At 68.4% G+C, this 26,462-nt stretch carries 22 protein-coding genes; 18 read left to right on the top strand and 4 right to left on the bottom strand.

Going from position 1 to position 26,462, the window contains the following annotated elements; translation table 11 throughout:
- The first annotated feature begins 37 nt into the window (after positions 1-37).
- Positions 38-844: a SurA N-terminal domain-containing protein gene (locus LSI54_RS06140; RefSeq protein WP_241470911.1), complete on the top strand. Its 807-nt coding sequence runs from the start codon at positions 38-40 to the stop codon at positions 842-844.
- Positions 845-897: 53 nt separating this feature from the next.
- Here the strand turns inward: LSI54_RS06140 and LSI54_RS06135 are convergent, their stop codons facing one another.
- Positions 898-2,067, bottom strand: coding sequence for a glycerate kinase (locus LSI54_RS06135; RefSeq protein WP_241477959.1), 1,170 nt, complete (start codon positions 2,065-2,067; stop codon positions 898-900).
- Positions 2,068-2,097: 30 nt separating this feature from the next.
- Positions 2,098-2,526, bottom strand: coding sequence for a universal stress protein (locus LSI54_RS06130; protein WP_241465716.1), 429 nt, complete (start codon positions 2,524-2,526; stop codon positions 2,098-2,100).
- A gap of 151 nt (positions 2,527-2,677) precedes the next feature.
- Between LSI54_RS06130 and LSI54_RS06125 the strand changes: the two genes are divergently transcribed.
- The 10 genes from LSI54_RS06125 to LSI54_RS06075 all read left to right on the top strand — a co-directional run bounded on the left by LSI54_RS06125 (position 2,678) and on the right by LSI54_RS06075 (position 16,737).
- Positions 2,678-3,706, top strand: coding sequence for a LacI family DNA-binding transcriptional regulator (locus tag LSI54_RS06125; RefSeq protein WP_241465717.1), 1,029 nt, complete (start codon positions 2,678-2,680; stop codon positions 3,704-3,706).
- 151 nt (positions 3,707-3,857) lie between these two features.
- Positions 3,858-5,537 carry a ribulokinase gene (gene araB, locus LSI54_RS06120; protein ID WP_241477958.1) on the top strand — a complete coding sequence of 560 codons (1,680 nt, stop codon included), beginning with the start codon at positions 3,858-3,860 and terminating at the stop codon, positions 5,535-5,537.
- Positions 5,534-6,307: an L-ribulose-5-phosphate 4-epimerase gene (locus tag LSI54_RS06115; RefSeq protein WP_241465719.1), complete on the top strand. Its 774-nt coding sequence runs from the start codon at positions 5,534-5,536 to the stop codon at positions 6,305-6,307. The genes araB and LSI54_RS06115 overlap by 4 nt, the downstream gene beginning before the upstream one ends.
- On the top strand, positions 6,304-7,830 hold the full coding sequence (gene araA / locus LSI54_RS06110) for an L-arabinose isomerase (protein ID WP_241477957.1): 1,527 nt from the start codon (positions 6,304-6,306) through the stop codon (positions 7,828-7,830). The genes LSI54_RS06115 and araA overlap by 4 nt, the downstream gene beginning before the upstream one ends.
- A gap of 78 nt (positions 7,831-7,908) precedes the next feature.
- Positions 7,909-9,069 (top strand): multiple monosaccharide ABC transporter substrate-binding protein, encoded by a 1,161-nt coding sequence (gene chvE, locus LSI54_RS06105; RefSeq protein ID WP_241465721.1) that lies wholly within the window; start codon positions 7,909-7,911, stop codon positions 9,067-9,069.
- 120 nt (positions 9,070-9,189) lie between these two features.
- Positions 9,190-10,731 carry a multiple monosaccharide ABC transporter ATP-binding protein gene (mmsA, locus tag LSI54_RS06100; RefSeq protein WP_241465722.1) on the top strand — a complete coding sequence of 514 codons (1,542 nt, stop codon included), beginning with the start codon at positions 9,190-9,192 and terminating at the stop codon, positions 10,729-10,731.
- Positions 10,732-10,734: 3 nt separating this feature from the next.
- Positions 10,735-11,916, top strand: a complete 1,182-nt coding sequence (gene mmsB / locus LSI54_RS06095) for a multiple monosaccharide ABC transporter permease (protein WP_241470774.1) — start codon at positions 10,735-10,737, stop codon at positions 11,914-11,916.
- A 249-nt stretch (positions 11,917-12,165) separates the two neighbouring features.
- Positions 12,166-14,391, top strand: coding sequence for an SMP-30/gluconolactonase/LRE family protein (locus tag LSI54_RS13160; RefSeq protein ID WP_342357801.1), 2,226 nt, complete (start codon positions 12,166-12,168; stop codon positions 14,389-14,391).
- Between the two features lie 64 nt (positions 14,392-14,455).
- Positions 14,456-14,959, top strand: coding sequence for a DUF421 domain-containing protein (locus tag LSI54_RS06080; protein WP_241477956.1), 504 nt, complete (start codon positions 14,456-14,458; stop codon positions 14,957-14,959).
- Positions 14,960-15,501: 542 nt separating this feature from the next.
- Positions 15,502-16,737, top strand: a complete 1,236-nt coding sequence (locus tag LSI54_RS06075) for an alpha-hydroxy acid oxidase (protein ID WP_241477955.1) — start codon at positions 15,502-15,504, stop codon at positions 16,735-16,737.
- A gap of 84 nt (positions 16,738-16,821) precedes the next feature.
- Here LSI54_RS06075 and LSI54_RS06070 read toward each other — a convergent pair whose 3' ends face one another.
- Positions 16,822-17,847, bottom strand: coding sequence for a sunset domain-containing protein (locus tag LSI54_RS06070; protein WP_241477954.1), 1,026 nt, complete (start codon positions 17,845-17,847; stop codon positions 16,822-16,824).
- A gap of 232 nt (positions 17,848-18,079) precedes the next feature.
- On the opposite strand from LSI54_RS06070, the gene LSI54_RS06065 reads away from it, so the two are divergent.
- From LSI54_RS06065 to LSI54_RS06050, 4 genes are all read left to right on the top strand, one after another.
- On the top strand, positions 18,080-18,895 hold the full coding sequence (locus LSI54_RS06065) for an electron transfer flavoprotein subunit beta/FixA family protein (RefSeq protein ID WP_241465728.1): 816 nt from the start codon (positions 18,080-18,082) through the stop codon (positions 18,893-18,895).
- Entirely contained in the window at positions 18,892-19,851 is a 960-nt protein-coding gene (locus tag LSI54_RS06060) for an electron transfer flavoprotein subunit alpha/FixB family protein (RefSeq protein WP_241465730.1), read from the top strand. Before LSI54_RS06065 ends, LSI54_RS06060 begins: the two co-directional genes overlap by 4 nt.
- Positions 19,852-19,940: 89 nt before the next feature.
- Positions 19,941-20,855: an HpcH/HpaI aldolase/citrate lyase family protein gene (locus LSI54_RS06055; protein WP_241465731.1), complete on the top strand. Its 915-nt coding sequence runs from the start codon at positions 19,941-19,943 to the stop codon at positions 20,853-20,855.
- A gap of 94 nt (positions 20,856-20,949) precedes the next feature.
- Positions 20,950-22,116 carry an acyl-CoA dehydrogenase family protein gene (locus LSI54_RS06050; RefSeq protein WP_241477953.1) on the top strand — a complete coding sequence of 389 codons (1,167 nt, stop codon included), beginning with the start codon at positions 20,950-20,952 and terminating at the stop codon, positions 22,114-22,116.
- 80 nt (positions 22,117-22,196) lie between these two features.
- On the opposite strand, the gene LSI54_RS06045 is transcribed toward LSI54_RS06050, so the two are convergent.
- Positions 22,197-22,661, bottom strand: coding sequence for a GNAT family N-acetyltransferase (locus LSI54_RS06045; RefSeq protein WP_241465734.1), 465 nt, complete (start codon positions 22,659-22,661; stop codon positions 22,197-22,199).
- Between the two features lie 102 nt (positions 22,662-22,763).
- Between LSI54_RS06045 and LSI54_RS06040 the strand changes: the two genes are divergently transcribed.
- The 3 genes from LSI54_RS06040 (at position 22,764) to LSI54_RS06030 (ending at position 26,461) form a co-directional block, all read left to right on the top strand.
- Positions 22,764-24,143, top strand: coding sequence for a sugar porter family MFS transporter (locus LSI54_RS06040; protein WP_241465735.1), 1,380 nt, complete (start codon positions 22,764-22,766; stop codon positions 24,141-24,143).
- Positions 24,144-24,335: 192 nt separating this feature from the next.
- On the top strand, positions 24,336-25,505 hold the full coding sequence (locus LSI54_RS06035) for a maleylacetate reductase (protein WP_241477952.1): 1,170 nt from the start codon (positions 24,336-24,338) through the stop codon (positions 25,503-25,505).
- Positions 25,502-26,461 (top strand): VOC family protein, encoded by a 960-nt coding sequence (locus tag LSI54_RS06030; protein WP_241477950.1) that lies wholly within the window; start codon positions 25,502-25,504, stop codon positions 26,459-26,461. The genes LSI54_RS06035 and LSI54_RS06030 overlap by 4 nt, the downstream gene beginning before the upstream one ends.
- Position 26,462: the final 1 nt, after the last annotated feature.

Raw genomic sequence — 26,462 nt, 5'->3', positions numbered from 1 at the left:
GCGCTCGACTACCAATGAGGAGGTCCTTGCCTTGTCGATGAAGATGATCACCACAGGTTTCGCCCTGGCCGGCGTGCTGGCCCTGGCCGCATGCAGTGATGCACCCGCCGCAGAGAACGACGATGCGAGCGCGCAGGAGCAGAGCGCCGAAGCGGGCGCCGAGAGCCCGGAGCAGGGCGCCGACGGCGAGCAGCCCGAGCTGCCTGAGGCTGACACCTCTGACGTTCCGGAGGTCGTGGCCGAGGTCAACGGCGAAGAGATCACCGGCGAGGACTTCACCGTGCTCTATGAGTCCCAGTTCCAGCAGATGGCGATGGAGTCCCAGATGACCGGCGAGGAGCCGGACCAGGATCAGCTCAAGGAGCAGACTCTGGAATCGATGATCGGCAACGAGCTTCTGCTCCAGGACGCCGAGGACGAGGGCTACGAGGCCTCCGAGGAGGAGATCGACGCGCTCATCGCCGACGCCGCCGAGACCGCAGGCATGGGCTCCTCCGAAGAGTTCATCGAGGCCTATGAAGAGCAGGGCATGGACGAGGAGCAGCTGACCGAGGACGCCGAGAGCCAGGTCCTGATCAACCAGGTGCTCGCGCAGCTGGAGGTCCCGGAGCCCTCAGAGGAGGAGCTCCGCGAGACCTATGACGAGGCCGTCGCCGCCCAGGAAGGCGCCGAAGGAGCAGAAGGCGCTGAGGGTGCTGAGGGTGAGGAAGCGGCCGAGATCCCACCTTTCGACGAGGTGCGCGATGACCTCGAGGCGGACGCCACCGATCAGGCCCGCAATGAGGCAGCCCTGGACCATGTCGAAGATCTCCGCGCCGAGGCAGACGTCCAGACACACCTGTGATCTGAGCCGGACGCCGCCTCCAGGCGCACCTGCGCCTCAGCGAAGACGGGGTCTCACGAAAGGCTGTGACTCAGCAGCCCGCAGGCCTGGGCCGCCGTGTCTTCGATCAGCTCCGGTGCTCGGCGCAGCAGATCCTGCAGCGAGGCCGCGCCCGGGGCGATCGAGAACGCGGCCGTCAGCCCCGCGGCGCGGCACTGCTCCGCGCTGAGCTGGACTGCGCCGGCGATCACCAGCACCGCCGCGTCGTGCGGGGCATAGCCGCGCACCGCCTGGACCACCTTCCCGTCGAGGGACTGTGCGTCCAGGGAGCCTTCTCCGGTGATGATCAGATCGGCCCGGGCGAGGGTCTCCTGCAGGTCCAGCGCCTCGGCCACCATCTGCGCGCCGGGAAGGACCTCGGCACCGAGCAGCACGGCCAGGCACACCGGCGTTCCGCCGGCGGCGCCGAAGCCAGGGGTCTCGCGCAGCCGCTGAGGCTCCGCGCCGCTCATCTCGCCCAGCACCTGGGCGAGGTGGCTCAGGCCGGCGTCCAGGAGGCCGACCTCCGCTGCCGTCGCGCCCTTCTGGGGCCCGAACACCGTCGCGGCCCCGCGCTCGCCGGTCAGCGGGTTCTCCACGTCCACGGCGATCCGCCAGCCCACCTGGCTCGCCCTGGGGTCCAGCCCGCTGAGGTCCACGGCGCTGATCTTCCCCAGGCCCGCACCGCCGGGAGCCACCGGGGCTCCAGCGGCGTCGAGGAATTCGGCGCCCAGAGCGCGCAGCAGCCCCGTGCCGCCGTCGGTGCTCGCCGATCCGCCGATGCAGAGCAGGATCTCGGTACAGGCAGGATCGGCCAGCAGTTCCCGAGCGATGAGCCCGACCCCGAAGGTGTCGGCCCGCAGCGGCTGCAGCCCCACGTCGGAGACCTGCGGGAGCCCGTTGCCCTGGGCCGCCTCGATCACTCCGGTGCGTCCGTCGGCGGAGCGTCCATACTGCGCGGTCGCCGGTCGACCCAGCGCGTCACGGACCTCCACGGTCTCCGGCGCGCGCCCCCACGCGGCGAGCAGCGCCTCCAAGGTGCCCTCGCCGCCGTCGGCGAAGGGCAGCTCGAGGATCTCTGCCGCACCGAAGACCTGGCGTGCTCCGCGGGCCATCGCCGCGGCGGCCTGCGCCGCGCTGACGGAGCCCTTGAAGGAGTCGGGGACGCAGACGATGCGCTGCACGGCAGGCGCGGTGGAACTCATGACGTGCTGATCTGTGCTGGTCCGCCGTTCTCAGTCGCCATACGTATTGGCGATGTAGACGTCGCAGCCTGCGGTGTGGGACACCGAATTCGCCACGCTGCCCAGAACGCGACGGGCGCCGCGCATGCGCTGATTGCCCACCACGATCAGCTGCGCGCCGGCCTTCTCTGCGTAGTCGATGAGCGCCTCCGCGGGCTTGCCCTGAGCTGACCCCGCGCTGATCTTCAACCCCGGAGTGCGCAGACCCCGGACCACCTGCTCGGCGATGTAGAGCGCGTTGTCGGTGCCCGAGACCACCCACTGGTCCGAGCCGCTGTTCACGTGCTCGATGGTGGCATCGGTGTGTGCGGACACGACGTGCAGCGCGACATCGAGCTTCAGCGCGAGATCGCGGGCCTTCTGGGCAGCGCGCTGGGCTGTCGGACTTCCGTCCACACCGACGACGATCGGACCTGCCATGATGTTCTCCTTCTACGAATGGTGAGCGTGACCACGGATCAGCGTACTGGAGCCTCGTTCCGAGCAGGGAGCGTCGACTGGACGTGGGGCGGGTCGAACCGGTGCGCGGATGTGGCAGGATCATCTCGAGCAGGGGGAGAGGAGCCGCTGGGTGAACGGGGCGAAGCGCAAAGGTGCCAGGCGGCCTTCGATGATCGACGTCGCCAAGCATGCCGGTGTTTCGCACCAGACCGTCTCCCGCGTGCTCAACGCCCCGGAGACGGTGCACCCGGACACCCGGGAGCGGATCGAACGTTCCATGCAGGCCCTGGGGTACCGGCGCAACAGCCAGGCCCGGGCGCTGAAGACCCAGAGCACCGGGCTGATCGGCGTGGTCAGCCAGGGCGACACCGACTTCGGGCCCACCCGGATGACCTGGGCCATCGAGAACGCGGCACGGCAGCGCGGCTACGCCACCGCGCTCAGCGTGGTCCGCGATCAGCGCGCCGAGACGGTGGACTCCACGCTGGACTTCTTCCTCAGCCACGGGATCGAGGGGATCGTGGTGATCACCCCGGTGCCGGCCCTGGCCGAGGCGGCCAAGCAGCTCTCCACCCGGGTCCCGCTGGTGCTGGTCACCTCCGGGCTCTGGCCCGCCGGGAACATGAACGTCGCCGGCATCGACCAGGAACTCGGCGCGCGCCGCGCCACCCAGCACCTGATCGATCGCGGGCACAAGTCGATCGCGCATATCGCCGGACCCATGGACTGGTTCGACGCCCGCGGTCGCGTGGTCGGGTGGCGGCAGGCGCTCGCCGTCGCGGATCTCAGCGCACCACGGATGATCCGGTCCGCCGGCTGGACAGCGGAGGCCGGCTACGACGCCGCCCAGCAGCTCTTCAGCGAGGCTCGACTGCCCGACGCGATCTTCGCCTCCAACGATTTCATCGCGCTGGGCCTGATCCGCGCGCTGGCCGAGCGCGGGCTCTCGGTGCCGGGGGACATCTCGGTGGTCGGGTTCGACGACGTCGACGCCGCCGGGTACTTCTCCCCGCCGCTGACCACGGTGCGCCAGCCCTTCGAAGAAGCCGGACGTGCGGCCCTGGAGCTGCTCCTCGACGTCAGCGACGGGCTGACCCACGTGCCGAACTTTATCTCCCCGGAGCTGATCACACGCGGTTCGACCGCCTTCCGCGACTGAGATAAAAATTTTGAGAAGGTCTTGACGCGCAAGGCGATGTTAACGTTAACATTGCTGAGACGTAGATCACGTGACTCAGGTCATGTTCACGTGCAGCTCGTGGCCATGCCCGGCCCGGAGCCAGATCCAGTGCAAGGAAGAACGGTGTTCCATGTCTGTTGCGGACGCGGTCGTCATCGGTGTCGACTACGGCACGCTCTCGGGACGGGCCCTGGTGGTCCGGGTCAGCGACGGCGCAGAGCTCGGCTCCGCCGTTCATGACTACGGCCACGCGGTCATGGACAGCCGACTCACCGCGCACCGCGGGGAGCCGCTGCCCCCGGAATGGGCGCTGCAGGTGCCCGGTGACTACGTCGACGTGCTGAAGACCGCGGTGCCTGAGGCGCTGCGCCAGGCCGGGGTCGCGGCCGAGAAGGTCATCGGCATCGCCACCGACTTCACCGCCTGCACCATGGTGCCCACCACGACCGAGGGCACCCCGCTGAGCGAGCTGCGCGAGTACGCCGACCGGCCCCACGCCTACGTGAAGCTCTGGAAGCACCACGCCGCCCAGGCCCAGGCCGACCGGATCAATGAGCTGGCCCATTCTCGCGGGGAATCCTGGATCCGACGCTACGGCGGATTCATCTCCTCCGAATGGGAGTTCGCCAAGGGTCTGCAGGTCCTCGAGGAGGACCCCGAGATCTACGCAGCGATGGACCACTGGGTGGAAGCCGCCGACTGGATCGTCTGGCAGCTGACCGGGGAATACGTGCGCAATGCCTGCACCGCCGGCTACAAGGGCATCTACCAGGACGGGACCTACCCGGACGCCGGCTTCCTCGCCGCCCTGAACCCGGAGTTCTCCGGCTTCGTGGCAGAGAAGCTCGACCACCGCATCGGCCAGCTCGGCGAGCGTGCCGGTGGGCTGAGCGCCACCGCGGCGGAGTGGACCGGGCTGCCCGAGGGCATCGCCGTCGCCGTCGGGAATGTGGACGCCCACGTCACTGCTCCGGCCGCCGACGCTGTGGCGCCCGGGCAGATGGTCGCGATCATGGGCACCTCCACCTGTCACGTGATGAACGGAGACCACCTGGCCGAGGTGCCGGGCATGTGCGGCGCCGTCCACGGCGGCATCACCGACGGGCTCTGGGGCTATGAGGCAGGACAGTCCGGCGTCGGCGACATCTTCGCCTGGTACGTGGAGAACCAGGTGCCGGGAAGTGTCAGCGCCGAGGCCGAGACCCGCGGCTTGAGCGTCCACGAGCTGCTCACCGAGAAGGCTGCGGCCCAGCCGGTCGGCGCCCATGGACTGGTCGCCCTGGACTGGCATTCGGGCAACCGCTCGGTGCTGGTGGATCACGAGCTCTCCGGGCTGGTGCTCGGCCAGACCCTGGCCACCAAGCCTGAGGACGGCTACCGCGCCCTGCTGGAGTCCACCGCCTTCGGCACCCGCACCATCATCGAGGCATTCAACGCTTCCGGCGTCCCGGTGACCGAGCTCGTCGTCGCCGGGGGACTGCTGCGCAACTCCTTCCTGATGCAGCTCTACGCCGACATCACCGGGCTTCCGATCTCGACCATCGTCTCCACCCAGGGGCCCGCGCTGGGCTCGGCCATCCACGCCGCGGTCGCCGCGGGCGCCTACCCGGACGCCTCCGCCGCCGGCGCCGTCATGGGCGGCCGCCGGAAGAACGCCTACACCCCGCAGCCGGAGGCGGCCGCCGCATATGACGAGCTCTACGCCGAATACCGCGCGCTGCACGACCACTTCGGCCGCGGCGGGAACGACGTGATGCGCCGGCTCAAGGCCATCCGGCGCCGGGCACACCACCAGGAGGTCAGCGCATGAACGCCCTGCATCTGAACGCCTTCTCGGCCTCGGCCAGGGAGGCCATCGCTTCAGCCCGGGAGACCGTGGCCGGCCTGCATGCCGAGCTGCCCCGCAATGACCTGGTGGCCTGGACCGCGGGCAACGTCTCGGCACGGGTGGACCTCTCTGAAGAGGCCGAAGAGCTCGCCGCCCACGCCTCGGAGCACGTCTCAGGTGAGACCTCGGGACTCTTCGTGATCAAACCCTCCGGGGTCAGCTATGACGAGCTGAGCCCGGGGAACATGGTGGTCTGCACTCTGGACGGGGTCAAGGTCGACGACGACACCTCCATCGGGCTCAGCCCCTCCTCCGACACCGCCGCCCACGCCTATGTGTACCGGCACATGCCCCACATCGGCGGGGTGGTCCACACCCATTCCCCGTATGCGACCTCCTGGGCCGCCCGGGGCGAAGCGATCCCGTGCGTGCTGACCATGATGGCCGATGAGTTCGGCGGAGACGTCCCCGTCGGGCCCTTCGCACTGATCGGGGACGACTCCATCGGCCGCGGCATCGTGGAGACCCTCCAGGCCTCCCGGTCGAAGGCGGTGCTGATGGACCGCCACGGTCCCTTCACCATCGGCGGTGATGCCAAGGAAGCGGTGAAGGCGGCGGTGCTCTGTGAAGAGGTCGCGCGCACCGTGCACCTCGCCCGCGCCTACGGGGAGCCGCAGCGGATCGCCCAGCACCAGATCGACGCGCTCTACGCGCGGTATCAGAACGTCTATGGACAGAAGGACCACGCATGAGCTTCCACACCCCGGCTTCCTCGCCTTTCGAGGGCAGGTCCATCTGGTTCCTCACCGGCTCCCAGGGCCTCTACGGGCCCGAGACCCTGGATCAGGTCGCCGAGCAGTCCCAGCAGGTCACCGCCGCCCTCGACGGCGCGGACCAGATCCCGGTGGAGATCGTGTGGAAGCCGGTGCTCACCGAGCGCGACGCGATCCGCACCGCCGCGTTGGCGGCCAACGCCGATGAGAACTGCCTCGGGGTGATCGTGTGGATGCACACCTTCTCCCCGGCGAAGATGTGGATCGCCGGGCTCGAGGCGCTGGCCAAGCCGCTGCTGCACTTCCATACCCAGGCGAACATGGCGCTGCCCTGGGGGCAGATCGACATGGACTTCATGAACCTGAACCAGGCCGCCCACGGGGACCGCGAGTTCGGCTACATCGCGACCCGCACCGGGGTGCGTCGGAAGACCGTGGTCGGACACAGCACCGACCCCCGGGTCCAGACCGAGGTGGGCACCTGGGCGCGCGCCGCCGCCGGGTGGAACGCGCTTCAGAACATGCGGGTGTGCCGGTTCGGGGACAACATGCGCAACGTCGCGGTCACCGAGGGGGACAAGACCGAGGCCGAGATCCGGCTGGGCACCTCGATCAACACCTGGGCGGTCAACGACCTGGTGACACGCGTCGAGGCCGTGTCCGAAGAAGAGGTGCAGGCGCTGCTGGCCGAGTATGACGCCCACTACGACGTCGCCGCTGAACTCCAGGCCGGCGGTGAGCGTCGGGAGTCGCTGGCCTACGCGGCCCGCCAGGAGGCCGGGCTGCGCTCCTTCCTCCAAGAGGGCGGGTTCTCCGCGTTCACCACCAACTTCGAAGACCTCGGCGGGCTGCGCCAGCTTCCCGGGCTGGCCGTGCAGCGGCTGATGTCGGCCGGCTACGGCTTCGGCGCGGAGGGGGACTGGAAGACCGCCCTGCTGGTCCGCGCGGCGAAGGTCATGGGGCACGGTCTGCCCGGGGGTGCCTCGCTGATGGAGGACTACACCTACGAGATGACCCCGGGGAAGGAGAAGATCCTCGGTGCGCACATGCTCGAGATCTGCCCCTCGCTGACCACGTCGACCCCGCGGATCGAGATCCACCCGCTGGGCATCGGGGGCCGGGAGGACCCGGTGCGGATGGTCTTCGACACCGATCCAGGCGAGGGCGTCGTCGTCGCCATGTCTGATCTGCGCGAACGCTTCCGGCTCACCGCGAACCTGGTGGACCTGGTTCCCCCGGACGAGCCGCTGCCGAATCTTCCGGTGGCCCGTGCGGTGTGGGAGCCGCGTCCAGATTTCGCGACCTCTGCGACCTGCTGGCTCACCGCCGGGGCGGCGCACCACACGGTGCTCTCCACCGGCGCCGGAGTCCAGGCCTTCGAGGATCTGGCCGAGATCGCTGGGATGGAGCTGGCGATCATCGATGCGGCCACCACCGCCCGCGGGTTCGCGAAAGAGCTGCGCTTCAATGCCGCCTACCACCGACTTGCGCAGGGACTCTAGCCCAGCGCGCACATGACCCACTCATTCGCACCACGTGTCTACCGCAGGGGCAGGCACGAAACCCAGGAGGAAAAAATCATGCAGAACCGATCAATGAAGATGCTGGGCGTCTCGGCCGCCCTGGTTTTGGGTCTCACCGCATGTGCGGGAGGCGGCGCTGGCAGTGAAGGCGGAGACGACACCGGCGGCGGAGACGCCGCACCCGAGGACATGACAGTCGGCGTGTCGATGCCGACGCAGACCTACGAGCGCTGGCTCAACGACGGCGCGGCCGTGGAGGACGGCCTGGAAGAGCTCGGCTACAACGCGGACCTGCAGTACGCCGACGACGACATCCCCACCCAGCAGCAGCAGATCGACCAGATGATCACCCAGGACATGGACGCGCTGATCATCGCCTCCATCGACGGCTCGGCGCTGACCAGCCAGCTCGACGCCGCCGATGCCGCGGGGATCCCGGTGATCTCCTACGACCGACTGCTCACCAACAGCGAGAACGTCGACTTCTACGTCACCTTCGACAACTTCGCCGTGGGCCAGGAGCAGGCCAATGCGCTGCTCTACGGCCTCGGAATCCTGGATGAGGACTTCGAGCCCGCCGAGGACGCCCCGGAGGAGACGCTGAACGTCGAGCTCTTCGCCGGCTCCCTCGATGACAACAACGCGCGGTTCTTCTGGGACGGCGCGATGGACGTGCTCGAGCCCTATATCGAGGATGAGACCATCGCTGTTCCCTCGGGTCAGACCACGATCGACCAGGCGGCCACCCAGCGCTGGGAGCAGGAGACCGCCCAGGAGCGCATGGAGAACCTGCTCACGAGCACCTACCGCGGTGAGGAGGAGCTGCACGGCGTGCTCTCCCCGGCGGATCCGCTCTCCCGCGGCATCATCAACGCCCTGCGCAGCGACGGGCTGGGAGACACCATCGAAGACGGTCTGCCGATCGTGACCGGTCAGGACGCCGAGATCGCCACGGTCTCGCTGATCGCCGAAGGCGTGCAGCACTCCACCATCTTCAAGGACACCCGCCTGCTCGCCGAGCAGGCCGTCAACGCGGCGGACACCTTCCTCAACGGGGAAGAGCCCGAGGCCAATGACACCGAGAGCTACGACAACGGCTCCGCCGTCATCCCCTCCTACCTGCTGCCGGTGGAGATGATCCTGCAGGAGAACTACGAGGAGATCCTCGTGGACTCCGAGTACTACACCGAGGAGCAGGTCGAGTCCGGCCAGCAGTGACCCTGATGTGGCGCTGAGCCCGATCTACCACTGAGCTGAGCGCCGCTCAGCAGTCTCACCGGTCGGGTCCGGGGTGGAAGCCCCGGGCCCGACCTTCTGCAGAGGTCCTAAGGAGGGCCCATGAACGAGAACATCCTCGAGATGCGCTCCATCACCAAGACGTTCCCAGGGGTGGTGGCGCTGGACGACGTGAACCTTCAGGTGCGTCGGGGGGAGATCCACGCGGTCTGTGGCGAGAACGGCGCAGGAAAGTCCACCCTGATGAAGGTGCTCTCCGGGGTCCACCCGGCGGGGACCTACGAGGGCGAGATCCACTTCGAGTCCAAACAGGTGAGCTTCTCCTCGCTCAACGAGTCCGAGGCTCTCGGCATCGTCATCATCCACCAGGAGCTCGCGCTGGTGCCGCATCTCTCCGTGGCGGAGAACATCTTCCTGGGCAACGAGAAGAGCCGCGCAGGAATCATCAACTGGCACGAGGTCAATCTGGAGGCTGCGGCCCTGCTGGACAAGGTCGGTCTGCGTGAGAACCCGGTCACCCCTGTGGGCCACCTCGGCGTGGGCAAGCAGCAGCTGGTGGAGATCGCCAAGGCACTGAGCAAGAACGTCAAGCTGCTGATCCTCGACGAGCCCACGGCGGCATTGAACGACGATGACTCCGCCCACCTGCTCGGTCTCATCCGAGATCTGCGGGAGGAAGGTGTCACCTGCATCATCATCTCGCACAAGCTCGGCGAGATCGCGGCGGTGGCCGACTCCACCACCGTGATCCGTGATGGCAGCACCGTGGAGACCATCGACATGGCCGAAGCCACTCGCAACGGTGAGGATCTCACTCGCCGGATCATCCGCGGCATGGTCGGCCGGGACATGGAGAACATGTACCCGGGGCGCGATGTGACGCTGGGCGAGGAGGTCTTTCGAGTGGAGGACTGGCACGTCAGCCACCCGACGCAGCGGGAACGCAAGGTCGTCGACGGTGCCTCGCTGAACGTCCGCGCCGGGGAGGTCGTCGGCATCGCCGGCCTCATGGGCGCCGGCCGCACCGAGCTGGCGATGAGCGTCTTCGGGAAGTCCTACGGGCGCGACATCAGCGGCACCGTCTATATGCACAAGAAGCCGGTCAAGGTGGACAGCGTCGCGGACGCGATCAAGGCGGGCATCGCCTACGTCAGCGAGGATCGCAAGCGCTACGGGCTCAACCTGATCGATGACATTCGCCGCAATATCACCGCGGCGGCACTGAAGCGGGTCGCCCCGCGAGGGTGGATCAACGACAACGAGGAGATCGCGGTCGCCGAGCGCTACCGCACCTCGATGAACATCAAGGCACCGACGGTCATGTCGGTCATCGGCAAGCTCTCCGGAGGCAACCAGCAGAAGGTGGTGCTGAGCAAGTGGCTCTACACCGAGCCCGAGCTGCTGATCCTGGACGAGCCGACCCGAGGCATCGACGTCGGCGCGAAGTACGAGATCTATTCGATCATCAACAAACTGGCTGCCTCGGGGAAGGCGATCATCGTCATCTCCTCAGAGCTGCCCGAGGTGCTGGGCATGTGTGACCGCGTCTACACGCTGTCCGCAGGCCGCATCACCGGGCAGCTTCCCGTGGAAGACGCCACCCAGGAGCGCCTCATGGAGCTCATGACTATGGAGAGGGACTGAGGCATGACCGGTACATCTAATCTCATCGAGCTCATGACGCGGAATCTGCGTCAGAGCGGCATCTACATCGCCTTCGTGTTCATCGTCCTGCTCTTCACGGTGCTCACCGGTGGCACGCTGCTGAGCCCTGGGAACATCACGAACCTTGTGCTGCAGTACTCGTACATCCTGATCCTGGCGATCGGCATGGTGATGATCATCGTCGCCGGTCACATCGACCTCTCCGTAGGTTCGGTGGTGGCGCTCACCGGGGCGGTGGCCGCCGTCGTCGTGATCCGTGAGGGAATGCCCTGGTGGGTCGGCATCATCGCCGCACTCATCACCGGTGTCCTGGTGGGCATCTGGCAGGGCTTCTGGGTGGCGATCGTGGGGATCCCGGCGTTCATCGTGACCCTGGCCGGCATGCTGATCTTCCGCGGGCTCGCCATGCAGGTGCTGGACAACGTCTCGCTCTCCCCGTTCCCCAACGAGTACCGGCAGATCTCCGGCGGCTTCCTCAACGGCCTGCTCGGTGGTCCCGGCTATGACGTGTTCACCCTGCTGATCTTCGCGCTGGCAGCAGTCGGCTTCGGTGTCCAGCAGTGGCGGGTGCGGATGCGCAAGCTCGAGTACAAGCAGCCTGTGGAGGCGCTGTGGCTCTTCGCCGTGAAGGTGCTCCTGGTGACTGCTGTGATCATGGCCTTCGGCTGGCAGCTGGCCAATGCGCGCGGCATGCCGATCGTGCTGATCCTGCTCGCCGCACTGGTGCTGATCTACGGATTCGTCACCCAGCGCACCGTCTTCGGGCGCCACATCTACGCCATGGGCGGCAACCTCGAGGCCGCCAAGCTCTCCGGCGTGAAGACCAAGCGGGTGAACTTCATGCTCTTCGTCAACATGGGCGTGCTGGCGGCCATCGCCGGCATCGTCTACTCGGCGCGGTCCAACTCGGCGCAGCCGGCGGCTGGCAACATGTTCGAGCTCGACGCGATCGCTGCGGCGTTCATCGGCGGCGCGGCGGTCACCGGCGGCGTCGGCAAGGTCCAGGGCGCCATCATCGGCGGCCTGATCATGGCCGTGATGTCCAACGGCATGCAGATCCTGGGGATCGACCAGTCCACCCAGAACGTCGTCCGCGGCGTGGTGCTGGTGCTGGCCGTGGCCTTCGACGTCTGGAGCAAGAAGCGGTCATCTGTGAGCAGCTGACGCCGCTCGGAGGTAGACCCGGTGAGGCCATCGAGTGTGCGATCTGGGCAGGTCTTCCGGCCGGTCAGGCCGGGTGCGGGCCCCAACCCACACACCACAGCGCCCGGGGGCGGCGGGTGTGCCATTCTTTTGGGCTTGTGGGGCTGTTCTTCCGGCGTGTCTGGCCGGTTCCTGCCCAGATCGCACACTCGACGGCGACTGGGCGAGGTGCCTCACTGTGACGCCGCCTGCTTCTGGAAGTATGAGGGAATGAACATCGATTCCGCACGGCACACATCGGTAGTAGTCAGCGGTTGGGCCCCGGTGGACGAGCGGCGACTCTTCCTCGGCGAGGGCGCGCGCTTCCTGGAGACCGGCATCAGCCCGGTCCCGCAGCAGGAGCAGCCGGGCACCGCCCAGCACCCCTTCGTGCTTGTCGACATCATGGACGGCTGCCTGTACTCCACCTCGGCCGAACCCGGCGCCGGACTGACCCTGCAGGGGCGTGTCCAGGAGCCGCTCGGCGCGGTGGCCCCGGTGCGTCAGCACAGCTGCGCCCCCGACGGCCGCTGGGTCGCCGCGCTCGGCAAGGGCCTGGCCCTGCTGGATCGCTCAGCCACCGGTGAGCTGGAGGTCGTCGAAACGCTGGGTGAACCTGCCGCGGACCGGTCCTCGGTGCCGCTGCGGATGAACGACGCCGTCGCCGACCCGCACGGCCGCTTCTGGGCCGGCGCCATGGCCTATGACGGCGAGGCCGGGCAGGGCTTCCTGCTGCGCCTGGACCCCGATGGGTCCATCCACATCGTGCTCGAGGACCTGGCCATCCCCAACGGACCGGCCTTCAGCGCCGACGGCAAGACCATGTACCTCTCCGACACCCCCACCGGGTGGATCCGCCGCTACCGGGTGGACATCTCCACCGGTGAGCTCGACGCCGGCGAGGACTTCATCCACATCAGCGAGGGCGGCCCCGACGGGATGACCGTCGACGCCGAGGACTGCCTCTGGTCCGCCGTCTGGGGAGCTTCCGCCCTGCACCGCTACTCTGCGGAGGGGAAGCTGCTCGAACGGATCCCGGTCCCGGTGCGGCAGCCCACCAGCATCGCGCTCAGCGCGGCACCGCCGTACCGGGTGATGGTCACCTCCGCCACCGAAGGCCTGGAAGAACCCGCCGACCACGACGGCCGAGTGATCACCGCCGAGGTCAGCGTGGCAGGCCGCCCCGCAGTCAGCCATCTGCGCAGCTCCGCGCAGGAGCCCCAGGTCAACTGGGCCGGGAACCTGACGTACTCCGCGGCCCGGTTGGAACGTCCACGCTCCCTGGAGGAGCTTGCCCGTCTGGTCGCTGAGTCCGCACAGGTCAAGGCCTTGGGCAGCCGGCACAGCTTCAGCTCCGTGGCAGACACCACCGGCACCCTGATCGAGCTCACTGCCATGCCGCGGATCTTCACCCTGGACGCGCAGGCGCGCACCGTCACCTTCGACGCGGCCACCCGCTACGGAGACCTCGCCGCCGCGCTGCAGGCCGAGGGATGGGCACTGCCGAACATGGCCTCGCTGCCGCACATCACCGTGGCCGGCTCGGTGGCCACCGGCACGCACGGTTCCGGTGACCGCAACCCGCCGCTGGCCTCCTCGGTGCGCAGCCTGGACCTGGTCCTCGCCGACGGCAGCGTGCACGCCTTCAGCCGCGGCGACGCAGACTTCGACGGCGCGGTGGTCAGCCTCGGTGCCCTGGGCGTGGTCACCACGCTGACCCTCGACGTCGTCCCCAGCTTTGAGGTGCGCCAGGACATCTATGACGGGGTCAGCTGGGAGGGCGTGCTGGAGAACTTCGAGGAGCTCACCAAGGCGGCCTACAGCGTGAGCCTGTTCACCCGCTGGGCCGGAGAGGACTTCGGACTGGTCTGGATGAAGTCCACCGAAGAGCCTCCGGCGGAGGTGCTCGGCGTCGCCGCCCGGCGCGAGGACATCGGGCTGGCCGGAGGGCCCCCGGAGTTCGCCACCGAGCAGGGTGGGCGGTGGGGCAGCTGGGACCAGCGCCTGCCGCACTTCCGGCTGGACTTCACCCCCAGCAACGGCGATGAGCTGCAGAGCGAGTACCTGCTTCCACGCGAGCACGCCGTGGAGGGGCTGCGCAGGATGCGCGCCCTCGCCGCGGAGATCGAGCCGCTGCTGCTGATCAGCGAGATCCGCACGATGGCAGCCGATGAGCAGTGGATGAGCGGCGCCTCAGGCCGGGAGACCGTCGGGTTCCACTTCACCTGGCTGCAGCGTGAAGCGGAGGTGGCCGCGCTGCTGCCACGCCTGGAGGAGCAGCTGCTGCCGCTCGGAGCCCGGCCGCACTGGGGCAAACGCTTCGCCACCACCGACATCGCCAGCTTCTACCCGCGGGTCGGGGACTTCACGCGCCTGGCTGAGAGGCTCGACCCGCAGGGCACGTTCCGCAATGCGTTCCTGAACGAGCTGTTCTTCGGCTCGGAGCCGCGCAGCTAGGACATCCCCGACCGCAGGGCACCAGCCAACCAGGGCGTCGCCGACGCCGGAGAGTGAGACGCACATGTGGTTCGATACGTGGTCAGACCTGGGCCGGGTGCTGCTGATCGGCATGGCCGCCTACGCGGTGCTGGTCCTGGTGATCCGCCTGTCGGGGAAGCGGACGCTGAGCCAGCTCAATGCCTTCGACTTCATCGTCACGGTGGCTCTCGGCTCCGTGCTGGCGACCATCCTGCTCAGCAGCGACGTCTCCTGGTCCGAAGGTGCGCTGGCGCTGGTTCTGCTCGCGAGTCTGCAGTTCGTCCTTGCCTGGATCTCTGCCCGAGCCCCGAAGTTCCGGACGCTCATCACGGCCCGTCCCGCCGTGGTGTTCCACGAGGGGCAGATGCAGCAGGAACAGCTGCGCCGGAACCGGCTCTCGGCCTCGGAGGTGCACCAGGCCATTCGCAGCAGCGGCTCGGGAGACCTGAGCAGCATCGCCGCCGTCGTGCTCGAGACCAACGGCACGCTCAGTGTGATCTCGACGCAGAACATCGGTGACAGCTCAGCCCTGAGCGACCTCGACTGAGCACCCTCGCTTGAGCGACCTTGACTGAGCACCCGCGCGGCACCTCCGGGTCGAAGCACCCGGGCCGAGCCGGGCCCCCGGAAGGTTCAAATGGCATTCGTTGCGCGGTGACGCAGCGCGCGCCTGAAGACGGAGGGATCACATGCAGGTGCCGCCGAGGAGCCCGGTTGACCGATTCGACCGAAGTTCACCAGCCCAGCTTGCGGCCTGCCGGCCGCCCCGATCGAGGTCCACGGCACCGAAGGCTCGATCGCGGTCCCACGCTCGGCCGCGCCCTGGGTCTGCATGTGCTCGAAGTGATGGCCGGGGTGCTCGCCGTCGCCGAGACCGAAGCATCGGTGAGCATGGCCTCCCGGGCGGATCGCCCGAGTGCGGTCCCGCTGGATCCTCGACGAGCGGGTGTCGTATTGAGTGGGGCCACCTGTAGATGACCAGGTGGTGGGCTTCTGGCCGGTTCGGTGGCATCGTGAGAGCCAAGTACGACATCAGATGCGCGTCATCACGTACCGCCCACAGTCCTGAGACCGGTCTAGGAGCATTCAATGGTTCAGCGTCAACTGCCCAAGCCGCGCGACATCGCGCCGCTGATGAAGTTCAAGAAGTTCGACTTCAACGCCTCCCGCCGACGGCTCGCCGCAGCGCTGACCATCGAGGATCTGCACAAGATCGCCAAGCGGCGCACCCCGAAGGCCGCATTCGACTACACCGACGGCGCCGCCGAAGGCGAGTTCTCGCTGACCCGGGCGCGGGAGGCGTTCCAGGACATCGAGTTCAACCCTTCGATCCTGCGCGATGTCTCGCAGGTCGACACCTCCTGTGAGATCTTCGGCGGGACCTCCGCGCTGCCCTTCGGGATCGCCCCGACCGGGTTCACCCGGCTGATGCAGACCGAGGGCGAGATCGCCGGGGCCACCGCGGCCGGGGCGGCGGGGATCCCGTTCACCCTCTCCACGCTGGGCACCACGTCCATCGAGGCGGTCAAGGAGGCGAACCCGCACGGACGCAACTGGTTCCAGCTCTATGTGATGAAGGACCGGGAGATCTCTTATGACCTCACCGAACGCGCTGGCAGGGCCGGGTTCGACACGCTGTTCTTCACCGTGGACACCCCGGTGGCCGGGGCCCGGCTCCGGGACAAGCGCAACGGGTTCTCGATCCCGCCGCAGCTGAGCCTGGGCACCGTTCTCAACGCGATCCCGCGGCCCTGGTGGTGGTATGACTTCCTGACCACCCCGCCGCTGGAGTTCGCCTCGCTGACCTCCACCGGGGGCACGGTGGGGGAGATGCTGGACAAGGCGATGGACCCCTCGATCAGCTTCGATGACCTGAAGATCATCCGCGACCTGTTCCCCGGCAAGCTGGTGGTCAAGGGGGTCCAGAACGTCGAAGACGCGAAGAAGCTCGCGGGCCTCGGGGTGGATGGGATCGTGCTCTCGAACCACGGTGGCCGGCAGCTGGACCGAGCCCCGGTGCCGTTCCACCTGTTGCCCGAGGTGGTGCGTGAGGTCGGGGAGGATCTCGAGGTGACCATCGACACCGGGATCATGAACGGCGCGGACATCGTGGCCTCGATCGCGCTGGGCGCGAAGTTCACCCTGATCGGGCGGGCGTATCTCTATGGGCTGATGGCCGGTGGTCGGGCCGGGGTGGATCGGACGATCGAGATCCTGGCTGATCAGGTCGAGCGCACCATGAAGCTGCTGGAAGTGCCGAACCTCGCGGAGCTCCAGCCCAAGCACGTGACCCAGCTCGAACGCCTGGTCCCCCGCGCCCGCTGATGCTGCCCACCCTTCCTGGGTGGTTGAGTTCTCCGGTGGTTATGTTGTGACCGGATTACTCAACCGCCCGGGAGGAGTGGGGGCTCAGCGCTTGGACTTGCGGTACCCGGCGTTGCGGGCGGCGGCTTCGGTTGCGAAGCACTCCTCGGGCTTGGTCCGGGTGTAGTAGGCCCCGCTGGGCACGTGGTAGATCCCGGAGTCCGCGTTGCCCTTGACCGGGTAGCCCTTCGGGCAGTGGAAGGTCGAGGACGTGATCTGCACGCTGGTCGCCTTCTTCACCGCCGCGGTCGACGCCGAGGTGCGGGTCAGGGTGGTGTGCCCGGACTTCTTGCCGGTCACCCGCACCGAGAGCTTCTTGCCCTGGTGGGCGTTGGCGACCGTATAGGTTCGGCTGGTCGCCCCCTTGATCGAGGTGCCGTCGGCGCGCCACTGGTAGGAGAACGACGTCGAGGGCGTCCAGGTCCCGACGCTGGCCGAGACGGTCTTCCCGGTGACGGCCGAGCCGGTCACCCGAGGGGCGGAGGATCGCGCCACCTTCAACGTGGCCGCCGAGGTCTTCGACGCCGTGGCGTATCCGGAGAGCTTTCCGGTCACCTGCACGGTGATCCGTTTTCCCTGCTGCGCGGTGCTCGGGGTGAAGGTGCTTCGCGTCGCGCCGCTGATCGCCCTGCCCTCGGCATGCCAGCGGTAGCTCAGCGAGGTCCCGCTGGTCCAGGCGCCCGGCCTCGCGATGAGCTTCTTACCCACGGCGGCCGCACCGGAGATCGCAGGAGTGGGAGCCGGCAGGGTCTTCGCCGCGGGGCGGCCCGTGGTGGGCGCGACGGCGGGCGCGACCGCGGGCGCGGCTGAGATCATCGACGACACCGGGGCCCCGGTCACCTGGACCGCTGCCGGCGCGGAGGCGCTGAGCACGGAGTGGGTGAGCTGCGTCGTCGTCGCTGGGGGCGGCGCGGAGGCGCCGATCAGAGTGGCGGCCAATACGGTGGTGGTCAGGACCGTGGTGATGGTCCGCCAATGCTGGGAGGTCCCCGTGGCATTCGTCTCCAGTGTGAGGCGTCCACTGCGCGGAACGGGGCGGCACCAGGATCTGCTCCTGAACAGAGTGATCATATAGTCAAACAAGCCGATATTCACCCGCCCGTGGACCCCAATCCCTCCCGGCTGGTTGAGTTTTCCCGCGGGAACGTATCCACCGGAGAACTCAACCACCCAGGATGGTGGGGCGGGCGGGGTTCTAGGCCGGTGTCGCAGGGCTTCACGACCCTGCCAGGAACCGCGTTTCATGCGACCATGGACAAGGTCTGATACTCCACACATTTCGAGAGTGAGGCGGGAGCACCGCATGGTGAATGCACCCCTGCACATCATCACCCTGGTTAAATGGGTCCCCGATGCCCAGCTGGAGCGCCGGTACGACGCCGAGGGGCGCATCGACCGCTCCGAGGGCGTGCTCAGCGAACTGGATGAATACCCGCTGGAGGCCGCGCTGCAGCTGCGCGAGGCCGCCCAGGACCGTGAGGTCCGGGTCACCGCGCTGACCATGGGCCCCGCCGGATCCAGCACCGCCGTGAAGAAGGCCCTGCAGATCGGCGCCGACGACGCCTACCAGCTCACCGACGAGGCCCTGATCGGGGCAGACATCTGGGCCAGCTCCGTGGCGCTGAAGGCCGCCGTTGAGGCCGTCGCGGGAGCCGGCGAGTTCGACTCCGGCGAGCCCGAGTACCTGGTGCTCACCGGCATGGCCTCCGAGGAGGGTGAGTCCGGCGCGATCCCCGCCCAGCTGGCTGAACGTCTTGGCGCCCACGTGGTCACCTACGCCACCAGCCTGGAGCTGGCGCCGGACCGGCTGCTCGTCACCCGCTCCGGCGGCACCGAGTCGCAGAAGGTCGCGGTGCGGATGCCCGCCGTCGTCTCGGTCACCGATCAGGCCAACGACCCGCGCTACCCCAACTTCAAGGCCATCATGGCGGCGAAGAAGAAGCCGCTGACCCGATGGAACCTCGCCGACATCGGGCTGCGCCCCGAGGAGGTCACCGCGAAGGTCCGCGTGCTGACCACCACGGCGCGCCCGCCGCGCACAGCGGGAGAGATCATCATCGATGAAGGGGACGCCGGCCTGAAGGTCGTCGAATTCCTGGCGAAGGAGCGTCTGCTGTGAGCAATGTCCTGGTCTTCTTCGATGAGCTCGGCGACGCGCTGAGCCCGGCCCAGCGCGAGCTGATCGCCCAGGCGCAGTCGCTGGGCGATGTCCATGTGGCCGTCGGCGCCTACCAGGGGGATCCCACCCCGGCGCTGGCGATCAGCGACATCGGCGAGGTCTACTTCGCCGAGAGCAGCCTGCCCGCCCCCGAGGTCGCCGTGGTGGACCTGCTCGAGACCGCCGTCGCCGAATGCGGCGCCGAGGTCATCCTGGGCTCCTCCACCGCAGACATCACCGACGCCCTGGCCCGACTCGCCGTCCGGCTGGACACCGGGATCATCTGCGGCGTCGGGGCGCTCAACGGCGAGCTGGTCGCCACGAAGTCCGAGCTGGCCGGCTCCTACACCACGATGTCGCAGCTGATCCCCGCCCCGGGCCGGCCGTTGGTCGCGACCTTCAAGCCGAACAACCTCGACCCGCAGCGCGTCGACGCGCTCCTGCACGCCGGGGATCAGCCCGACGGCACGGTGCTGCCGGTGCGGCCCTCCGTCGGCGGCGTCGAGATCCTCGAACGCACCGCTCTGAGCGTCTCCGCACGCCCCGCCCTGGCCGAGGCGCGCGTGGTCGTCGCCGGCGGCCGCGGCGTCGAAGGTGACTTCACCGCGTTGGAGGAGCTCGCGGACGAGCTCGGCGCGGGACTGGGCGCCTCTCGCGCAGCCACCGACGCCGGCTGGATCGAACACGCCGCCCAGGTGGGCCAGACCGGGGTCACCGTCTCCCCGCAGCTCTACATCTCCGCAGGCATCTCCGGGGCGATCCAGCAGCGCGCCGGCATGCAGACCGCGGGCACCATCGTGGCGATCAACAAGGATGAGGACGCCCCGGTCTTCGAGATCGCCGACTTCGGCGTGGTGGGGGACCTGCATGATGTCATCCCGCAGATGATCGAGGAGCTGCGCCGGCGCAGGGGATGACCCCGCGCGGCCGCACCGCACCAGAGCCGGCCTCACGGGAGTCCCGGCACGCCCACGCTCACCACGCCGATCACGCTCGGAGAAGACACATGCCTCACCCCACCAAGGCCCGCTTCGCGCTGGGCCCCGCCCTGATGTTCTGCCCGGCCAGTCGCCCCGAGTTCTTCGTGAAGGCCGCCGGGTCTGCTGACGCCGTGATCATCGATCTCGAGGATGCCGTGATCTCCGGGGAGAAGGACATCGCCCGGAACAACATGGTGCAGGCGCTGAACTGGGGAGACCAGTCTCTCGACCCGCGGCGGACCCTGGTGCGGGTCAACGCGCCGGCCTCGGGCGAGCTGGAGGAGGACCTGCGCGCGATCTCCGGCACCGAGATCAGCCATGTGGTCATCGCCAAGGCCGAACGGACCGAGGTCCTCGACCAGGTCGCCGCAGCGCTGCCCGGCGTCGGGCTGATCCCGCAGATCGAGACCCCGGTGGGGGTGCTCAACGACCTGGCCCTGGCCCAGCACCCGGCCACCGTGGCGCTGCTCTGGGGGACCGAGGACCTGATCGCCGGCATCGGCGGGACCACCTCGCGCAACAACGACGGCTCGCAGCGCGAGATCATCCGCTTCACCCGCAACCGGCTGCTGCTCACCGCCGGCGCCGTGGGGGTGCCGATCATCGACGCCGTCTTCACCCGGGTCCCTGACCTGCAGCGCCTGGCCGTGGAGACCGAGGACGCCTGCGCCTCCGGGTTCATCGGCAAGGCCTGCATCCACCCCAAGCAGATCGCCCCGATCCGCAAGGCCTATACGCCCACCGCCAGCGACCTGGAATGGGCCAAGGGCGTCATCGCCGCCTTCGAGAACGCCGCCGGACTGGCACCCGGCGCCGGGCATCGGGCGGACCCGGAGCTCGCCGGCGCGTTCAGCTTCCGCGGTGAGATGATCGACATGCCGGTGATCATCCAGGTCCAGCGCATCCTCACCCGCTTCGAGTCCATCGGCAAAGTCGCCTGAGCCTCGCCGCACCGCACCGCACCGCCCGCCTCGCCCCACCCGCCTGAGTCTCAGCGCAGGCTCCCCGCACCGCCCGAAAGGTGACCCGCCCACGATGTTTGCCGGTTTCTACGAGGAGATCCACGAGGAGTTCCGCGAGGTGGTGCGCGAATTCGTCGCCCGCGAGGTCACCCCGCATCACCAGGGCTGGGAGTCCGCGCACATGATCGACCGCTCGCTGTGGCTCGCCGCCGCGGAGAACGGGCTGCTGGGGCTCGCTGTGGACGAGGAGCACGGGGGCATGGGGCTCGGCGACTACCGGTTCCGGATGATCCTCGATGAGGAGCTGGCCCGCGCCGACGCGCTCGCGGTTTCGCTGGCCCTCCACCTCCACGACGACTGGGTGCTCCCGGCGCTGCTGAAGTTCGGCTCCGCCGATCAGCAGGCGGCCTGGCTGCCCCGCTTCATGGACGGATCCTTCGTCTCCTCGGTGGCGTTCACCGAGCCCGGCGCCGGATCAGACCTGCGCGCGGTGCGCACCAGGGCAGTCAAGAACGACGACGGCGGCTGGACCCTCGACGGGCAGAAGACCTTCATCGGCAACGGGATCTCCGGCGACGGCGCCCTGGTGCTGGCCCGCACCGACGGCTCCGATGTCCGCCAGCGCGGGACCGAGAGCTCCTTCAGCCTGTTCCTGGTCGAGAAGCAGGACAACCCCGGATACCAGCCCGGACGCCAGCTCGAGAAGATGGGGCTCAAGGCCTCCGACACCGCCGAGCTGTTCTTCGCCGGGGTGCAGATCCCCGCGGCGAACCTGATCGGTGAAGCGGGCCGGGGGCTGCAGCACGCCAAGGCGATCCTGCCCCAGGGCCGGCTCGGCATCGCCACCTCAGCCGCGGTGATCACCGCCGAGGTGCTGCGCCAGACCCGCGGCTACGTCGCCGAGCGGCAGACCTTCGGCCAGCCGGTGAGCGAATACCAGCACACCCGGTTCCAGCTCGCCGAGCTGCAGGTGGGACTCGAAGCCACCCAGCGCTATGTCGCCGCGGCCGTGGCGGACTTCAATGCCGGAGAGCTGGACCTGATCAACGCGTCGAAGGCGAAGCTCTGGGCCAGCGAGCAGGCCAAGACAGCGGTGGATGCGTGCCTGCAGCTCCACGGCGGCTACGGCTACATCCTGGACTACCCGGTGGCGCAGGCCTACCTCGCGGTGCGGCTGCTCACGATCTTCGGCGGGACCAGCGAGATCCTCAAGGAGACCATCGCCGCAGAGCCGCGCTGACTCAGAACCGCGCTGACTCAGAGCTGCGCTGACTCAGAACCGCGCTGACCCAGAACTGCGCTGACCCAGAACCGCGCTGATCAGCCCAGCATCCGGGTCATGAACACGCTGTTCGGATCCGGCACGTAGCTGCCAAACGGTGGGCACTCGGTGAACCCGTGCCGCCGGTAGAGCCTGCGCGCGGCGGCGAAATAGTCCTCCACGCCGGTCTCCAGGCTCAGCCTGGCGTAGCCGCGAGCACTCGCCACGCTCACCAGATGCTCCACCATCGTGTCGGCCACGCCCCGCCCGCGCGCCGCGGCGCAGGTGCGCATCGTCTTGATCTCCCCGTGCGCGGGATCCAGCTCCTTGAGCGCGGCGCACCCGGCAAGCACCTCCTCGGGGTCGAACCACGCGCTCCAGAACGTCATCCCGGGCCCGGTCAGGGCATCGAGGTCCAGCGCATGGATGCTCTCCGGCGGGGAGGTGGCATGCATATCGCGCAGGTGCTCGGCGATGAGCTCCCGCACAGCCGGATGATCCAGGGTCCCCTCGGTGATGCGCATGCTCGACATTCTGCCACCGGTGGCTTCGCAGACTAGTCTGACTTGCGTTCCATGCGCAGGTCAGCGCCTGGGACCTGGAGCACAGCAGCAGAACGGAACAGCATGAGCACAGCAGCACCCACGGCCACGCAGCGACGCCGAGGCTCCACCCTGATCTATCTCTTCGGCGCCCTCGGCGGACTGAACTGGGGCTATGACACCGGAGTGATCTCCGCGGCGCTGGTATACCTGCGCCGGGACTTCGAGCTCAGCAGCTGGGCTGAAGGCGGGATCGTCACCGGCCTGATGGTCGGCGCCGCCATCGGCGCCTGCCTCGGCGGTCAGCTCTCCGACCGCTACGGCAGACGAGCCGTGCTGCTGGTCACCGCTGCGCTGTTCCTGATCGCCCCGCTGGGCATGGCCTTCGCACCCAACGCTGAGGTGCTGTTCGCCGCCCGGCTCGTGGTCGGGCTGGGCACCGGTCTGGCCGCCGTCGTACTCCCGGTGTATCTCTCCGAGATCGCTCCGGCGCGGATCCGCGGACGAGTCACCGCCTCCTATGTGCTGGCGATCGTGATCGGTCAGTTCCTCGGGTTCGTCGTCGGAGTGGCCTTCGCCCCGGTGGAGTCCTGGCGCTGGATGCTGGGACTCTCGGTGATCCCCTCGGTGCTCTTCGCGCTGGGACTGACCGTGGTGCGCGAGACCCCGCGCTGGCTGGTCCACCGCGGCCGGGAGGCCGAGGCCGAAACGATGCTGCTGCGCGACCGCACTCCCGAGGAGGCCCGCCGGGAACTCGGTGAGATCCACGAGGTCCATGAGGCGGAGAAGCGCGACGGCGTCTCAGGCCTGCGCGCGCTGCGCCGCCCCTGGGTGCTCTCGATCCTCGGGGTGGGGTTCGGGCTGGGGGTCTATCAGCAGGTCATGGGCATCAACGCGGTGCTCTACTACGCGCCCACCACGCTGCAGAACGTCGGCTTCTCCGATGAGGGAGCGATCGGCTCCAACCTGATCATCGGTGCGCTCAACATCGCCGCGGTCTGGGTCGCGATCACCTACACCGACCGCTGGGGGCGCCGCCCGATGCTGCTGGTCGGCGCGCTGGGCACCTCGCTGGCGCTCGCGGTGCTCGCCGTGGTGAACCTGGTCATGCCGGCTCCCGACGGACTCGGCGCGCTGGGCATCGCCACCCTGTCCTGCCTGGCGGTGTTCATCTTCATGTTCCAGGTCAGCTGGGGCGCCCTGGTCTGGGTGGTGCTCGGGGAGATCTTCCCGCTGGGCGTGCGCGCGGCCGCGATGGGCGTGGTGACCACCGCGCACTGGCTGGCCAACGGCCTGGTCTCGCTGCTGTTCCCCACGGCGCTCGCCGCCTTCGGGGTGGGCTGGATCTTCGCCGGGTTCGCCGTCATCTGCTTCACCGCCTTCATCTTCACCTGGAAGAAGGTCCCCGAGACCAAGGAGCGCACGCTGGAGCAGATCGAGACCGCGTTCCGCCGAGCGGGCTGAACGGTGCAGGAAAAGGTCAGGGTGATCGGCGCTGACCAGGACTGAAGGCAATCAACACCACTGCCTCGAACCGGCGAACCCTTGACAGGCGATGTGGTTCACGCCACATAATGGCCCTCGGACAGCTGTCCGAATCTTGCGGCGCCCTCACAGCGTCTGCAGTCCTGACGCCGCCGCGGGAGAAGAGACCACATGACCATGAGCTTCAGCCACCATACGCTGGGTCAGCGGGTGCACTTCGGCGCCGGGAACCTGACCGCCGATGTGCGCAGCGAGACGAAGCGGATGGGCGCCCAGCAGATTCTGCTCATCGCCTCGGGCAGCGCCGAGGCCGCCGCCGACGCGCTCCATGCCACGCTGCGTATCGCCCACCGGCTCGACGGCGCCCGTCAGCACGTCCCGGTGGAGGACGTGGAGCGGGCCTGCGACGCCGCGACACAGGCCCAGGCCGATCTGATCCTCTGCGTCGGCGGCGGCTCCGCCATCGGGCTCGGCAAGGCGGTCGCCCTGAAGACCCGCGCCCCGATCATCGCGGTGCCCACCACCTACGCCGGCTCGGAGGCGACCAATATCTGGGGCGTCACCGAGGCCGGGGTCAAGGCCACCGGCACCGACGACGTGGTCCTGCCCCGAAGCGTGGTCTACGACGTCGAGCTGGTCCGTGATCTTCCGGCCGAGCTGGCCAGCGCCTCCGGGATGAATGCGCTGGCCCATTGCATCGACTCCTTCTGGGCCCCCCGCGCGGATCCGTTGAACAGCCTCTGGTCCGCAGAAGCCATCCGCGCCCTGAATCGGGGGATGGCGCAGCTCGCCGAGGGGTCGATCCACAGCCCCGAGGGGAGCCAGCAGCTCCAATACGGCGCGTATCTCGCCGCCACGGCCTTCGCCTCAGCGGGCTCAGGCCTGCACCACAAGATCTGCCACGTGCTGGGAGGATCCTTCGGCCTGCCCCACGCCCAGACCCACGCCGTGATGCTGCCCTACGTGCTCGCGTTCAACCTGCCGTCAGCACCTGAGGCTGGGGAGCGCATCGCGGCGGCGCTCGGTGTCGCGGACCCGACCGCCGGACTGGAACGGCTGCGCAGCAGGGTCGAGGCCCCGCGTGCGCTGCGCGAACACGGACTGAAGGAAGCGGACCTTGGACGTGCTGCGGAGCTGATCCTCGGCGTCGTCCCGGCGAGCAACCCGCGCGCGATGACTCCAGACGACGCCGTCCGGCTGATCCGCGCCGCGTGGGCCGGCGATGATCCCGCCACGCTGGCCGGGCCCTCCCAGCGCGACGACGACGCCAGATCACTCCAGTCCCAGATCAACTCAGTCCCAGATCGCAGCAGTCACCTCCATGGAAGGGCATCATCATGACGTATCTGCTCGGCTCCCACCACGTGACGCTCTCCGTCGGCAGGGCGCAGGAGGATGTGGACTTCCACACCAAGGTCTTAGGCATGCGCTTCATCAAGAAGACGGTGCTCTACGACGGCTCCATCCCGATCTACCACCTCTATTACTCCAACGCCGACGGCGACCCCTCCGCCGTGGTCACCACCTTCCCCTGGGCGCAGCAGGGCCGCTTAGGCACTCGCGGCACCAACCAGGCCCGCGAGGTGATGCTCGCGGTGCCCGCCGGCTCGATGGACTTCTGGGCGCAGCGACTGAGCTCCATGCAGATCGAACACCAGCAGTCGGAGCTCTTCGGCGAGCGGCGCCTGGCGTTCAACCACCCCTGTGGGCTCGAATACGTGCTCGTGGGCGTCCACGGCGACTCCCGCGTGGGCCACCCCGGCCACGGGGTGCCGCCGGAGCACGCGGTGCACGGGATCTACGGCATGGGCATCCACGTCTATGACCAGGACCGGATGGTGGACTTCGCCAAGGACGTGTTCTTCCTCGGCGGGGAGATCGCCGAAGCCGGCGACGTCGCCCGGTTCAAGGTCGGCTCCGATGAGTTCGGCAACTGGGTGGAGCTGCGCGGCAATCGCACCGATGATCAGGGCACCTGGCGCTTCGCGGCAGGAACCTATCACCACTTCGCCTGGAACTTCGACACCCTGGAGAACCAGGAGGCCTCGAAGTTCGAGATCGAGGGCGCCGGCTACACCGACATCTCCGAGCTGAAGGACCGCACCTACTTCAAGTCCCACTACGTGCGCACACCCGGTGGGGCGCTGTTCGAGCTCGCGGTCACCCACGCCGACGGCGGCTGGGACTGCGACGAGTCCCCCGAGGAGCTGGGCCGGAAGTTCATGCTGCCCGCGCAGTTCGAGCACGAGCGCGAGCACATCATGTCCCAGCTCGAGCCGCTGCGCGTGGACGACTGAT

It is taken from the genome of Nesterenkonia sp. AY15, assembly GCF_022565855.1.
Taxonomy (GTDB): domain Bacteria; phylum Actinomycetota; class Actinomycetes; order Actinomycetales; family Micrococcaceae; genus Nesterenkonia.
The sequence above is the reverse complement of the archived record's forward strand: the minus strand, read 5'-3'. Positions and strand labels throughout refer to the sequence as shown.

Coding starts and splice junctions, on each gene's coding strand:
- LSI54_RS06140 (WP_241470911.1), top strand. CDS start 38: ATGAAGATGATCACCACAGGTTTCGCCCTGGCCGGCGTGCTGGCCCTG.
- LSI54_RS06135 (WP_241477959.1), bottom strand. CDS start 2,067: ATGAGTTCCACCGCGCCTGCCGTGCAGCGCATCGTCTGCGTCCCCGAC.
- LSI54_RS06130 (WP_241465716.1), bottom strand. CDS start 2,526: ATGGCAGGTCCGATCGTCGTCGGTGTGGACGGAAGTCCGACAGCCCAG.
- araB (WP_241477958.1), top strand. CDS start 3,858: ATGTCTGTTGCGGACGCGGTCGTCATCGGTGTCGACTACGGCACGCTC.
- LSI54_RS06115 (WP_241465719.1), top strand. CDS start 5,534: ATGAACGCCCTGCATCTGAACGCCTTCTCGGCCTCGGCCAGGGAGGCC.
- araA (WP_241477957.1), top strand. CDS start 6,304: ATGAGCTTCCACACCCCGGCTTCCTCGCCTTTCGAGGGCAGGTCCATC.
- chvE (WP_241465721.1), top strand. CDS start 7,909: ATGCAGAACCGATCAATGAAGATGCTGGGCGTCTCGGCCGCCCTGGTT.
- mmsA (WP_241465722.1), top strand. CDS start 9,190: ATGAACGAGAACATCCTCGAGATGCGCTCCATCACCAAGACGTTCCCA.
- mmsB (WP_241470774.1), top strand. CDS start 10,735: ATGACCGGTACATCTAATCTCATCGAGCTCATGACGCGGAATCTGCGT.
- LSI54_RS13160 (WP_342357801.1), top strand. CDS start 12,166: ATGAACATCGATTCCGCACGGCACACATCGGTAGTAGTCAGCGGTTGG.
- LSI54_RS06080 (WP_241477956.1), top strand. CDS start 14,456: ATGTGGTTCGATACGTGGTCAGACCTGGGCCGGGTGCTGCTGATCGGC.
- LSI54_RS06075 (WP_241477955.1), top strand. CDS start 15,502: ATGGTTCAGCGTCAACTGCCCAAGCCGCGCGACATCGCGCCGCTGATG.
- LSI54_RS06070 (WP_241477954.1), bottom strand. CDS start 17,847: ATGATCACTCTGTTCAGGAGCAGATCCTGGTGCCGCCCCGTTCCGCGC.
- LSI54_RS06065 (WP_241465728.1), top strand. CDS start 18,080: ATGGTGAATGCACCCCTGCACATCATCACCCTGGTTAAATGGGTCCCC.
- LSI54_RS06055 (WP_241465731.1), top strand. CDS start 19,941: ATGCCTCACCCCACCAAGGCCCGCTTCGCGCTGGGCCCCGCCCTGATG.
- LSI54_RS06050 (WP_241477953.1), top strand. CDS start 20,950: ATGTTTGCCGGTTTCTACGAGGAGATCCACGAGGAGTTCCGCGAGGTG.
- LSI54_RS06045 (WP_241465734.1), bottom strand. CDS start 22,661: ATGCGCATCACCGAGGGGACCCTGGATCATCCGGCTGTGCGGGAGCTC.
- LSI54_RS06040 (WP_241465735.1), top strand. CDS start 22,764: ATGAGCACAGCAGCACCCACGGCCACGCAGCGACGCCGAGGCTCCACC.
- LSI54_RS06035 (WP_241477952.1), top strand. CDS start 24,336: ATGACCATGAGCTTCAGCCACCATACGCTGGGTCAGCGGGTGCACTTC.
- LSI54_RS06030 (WP_241477950.1), top strand. CDS start 25,502: ATGACGTATCTGCTCGGCTCCCACCACGTGACGCTCTCCGTCGGCAGG.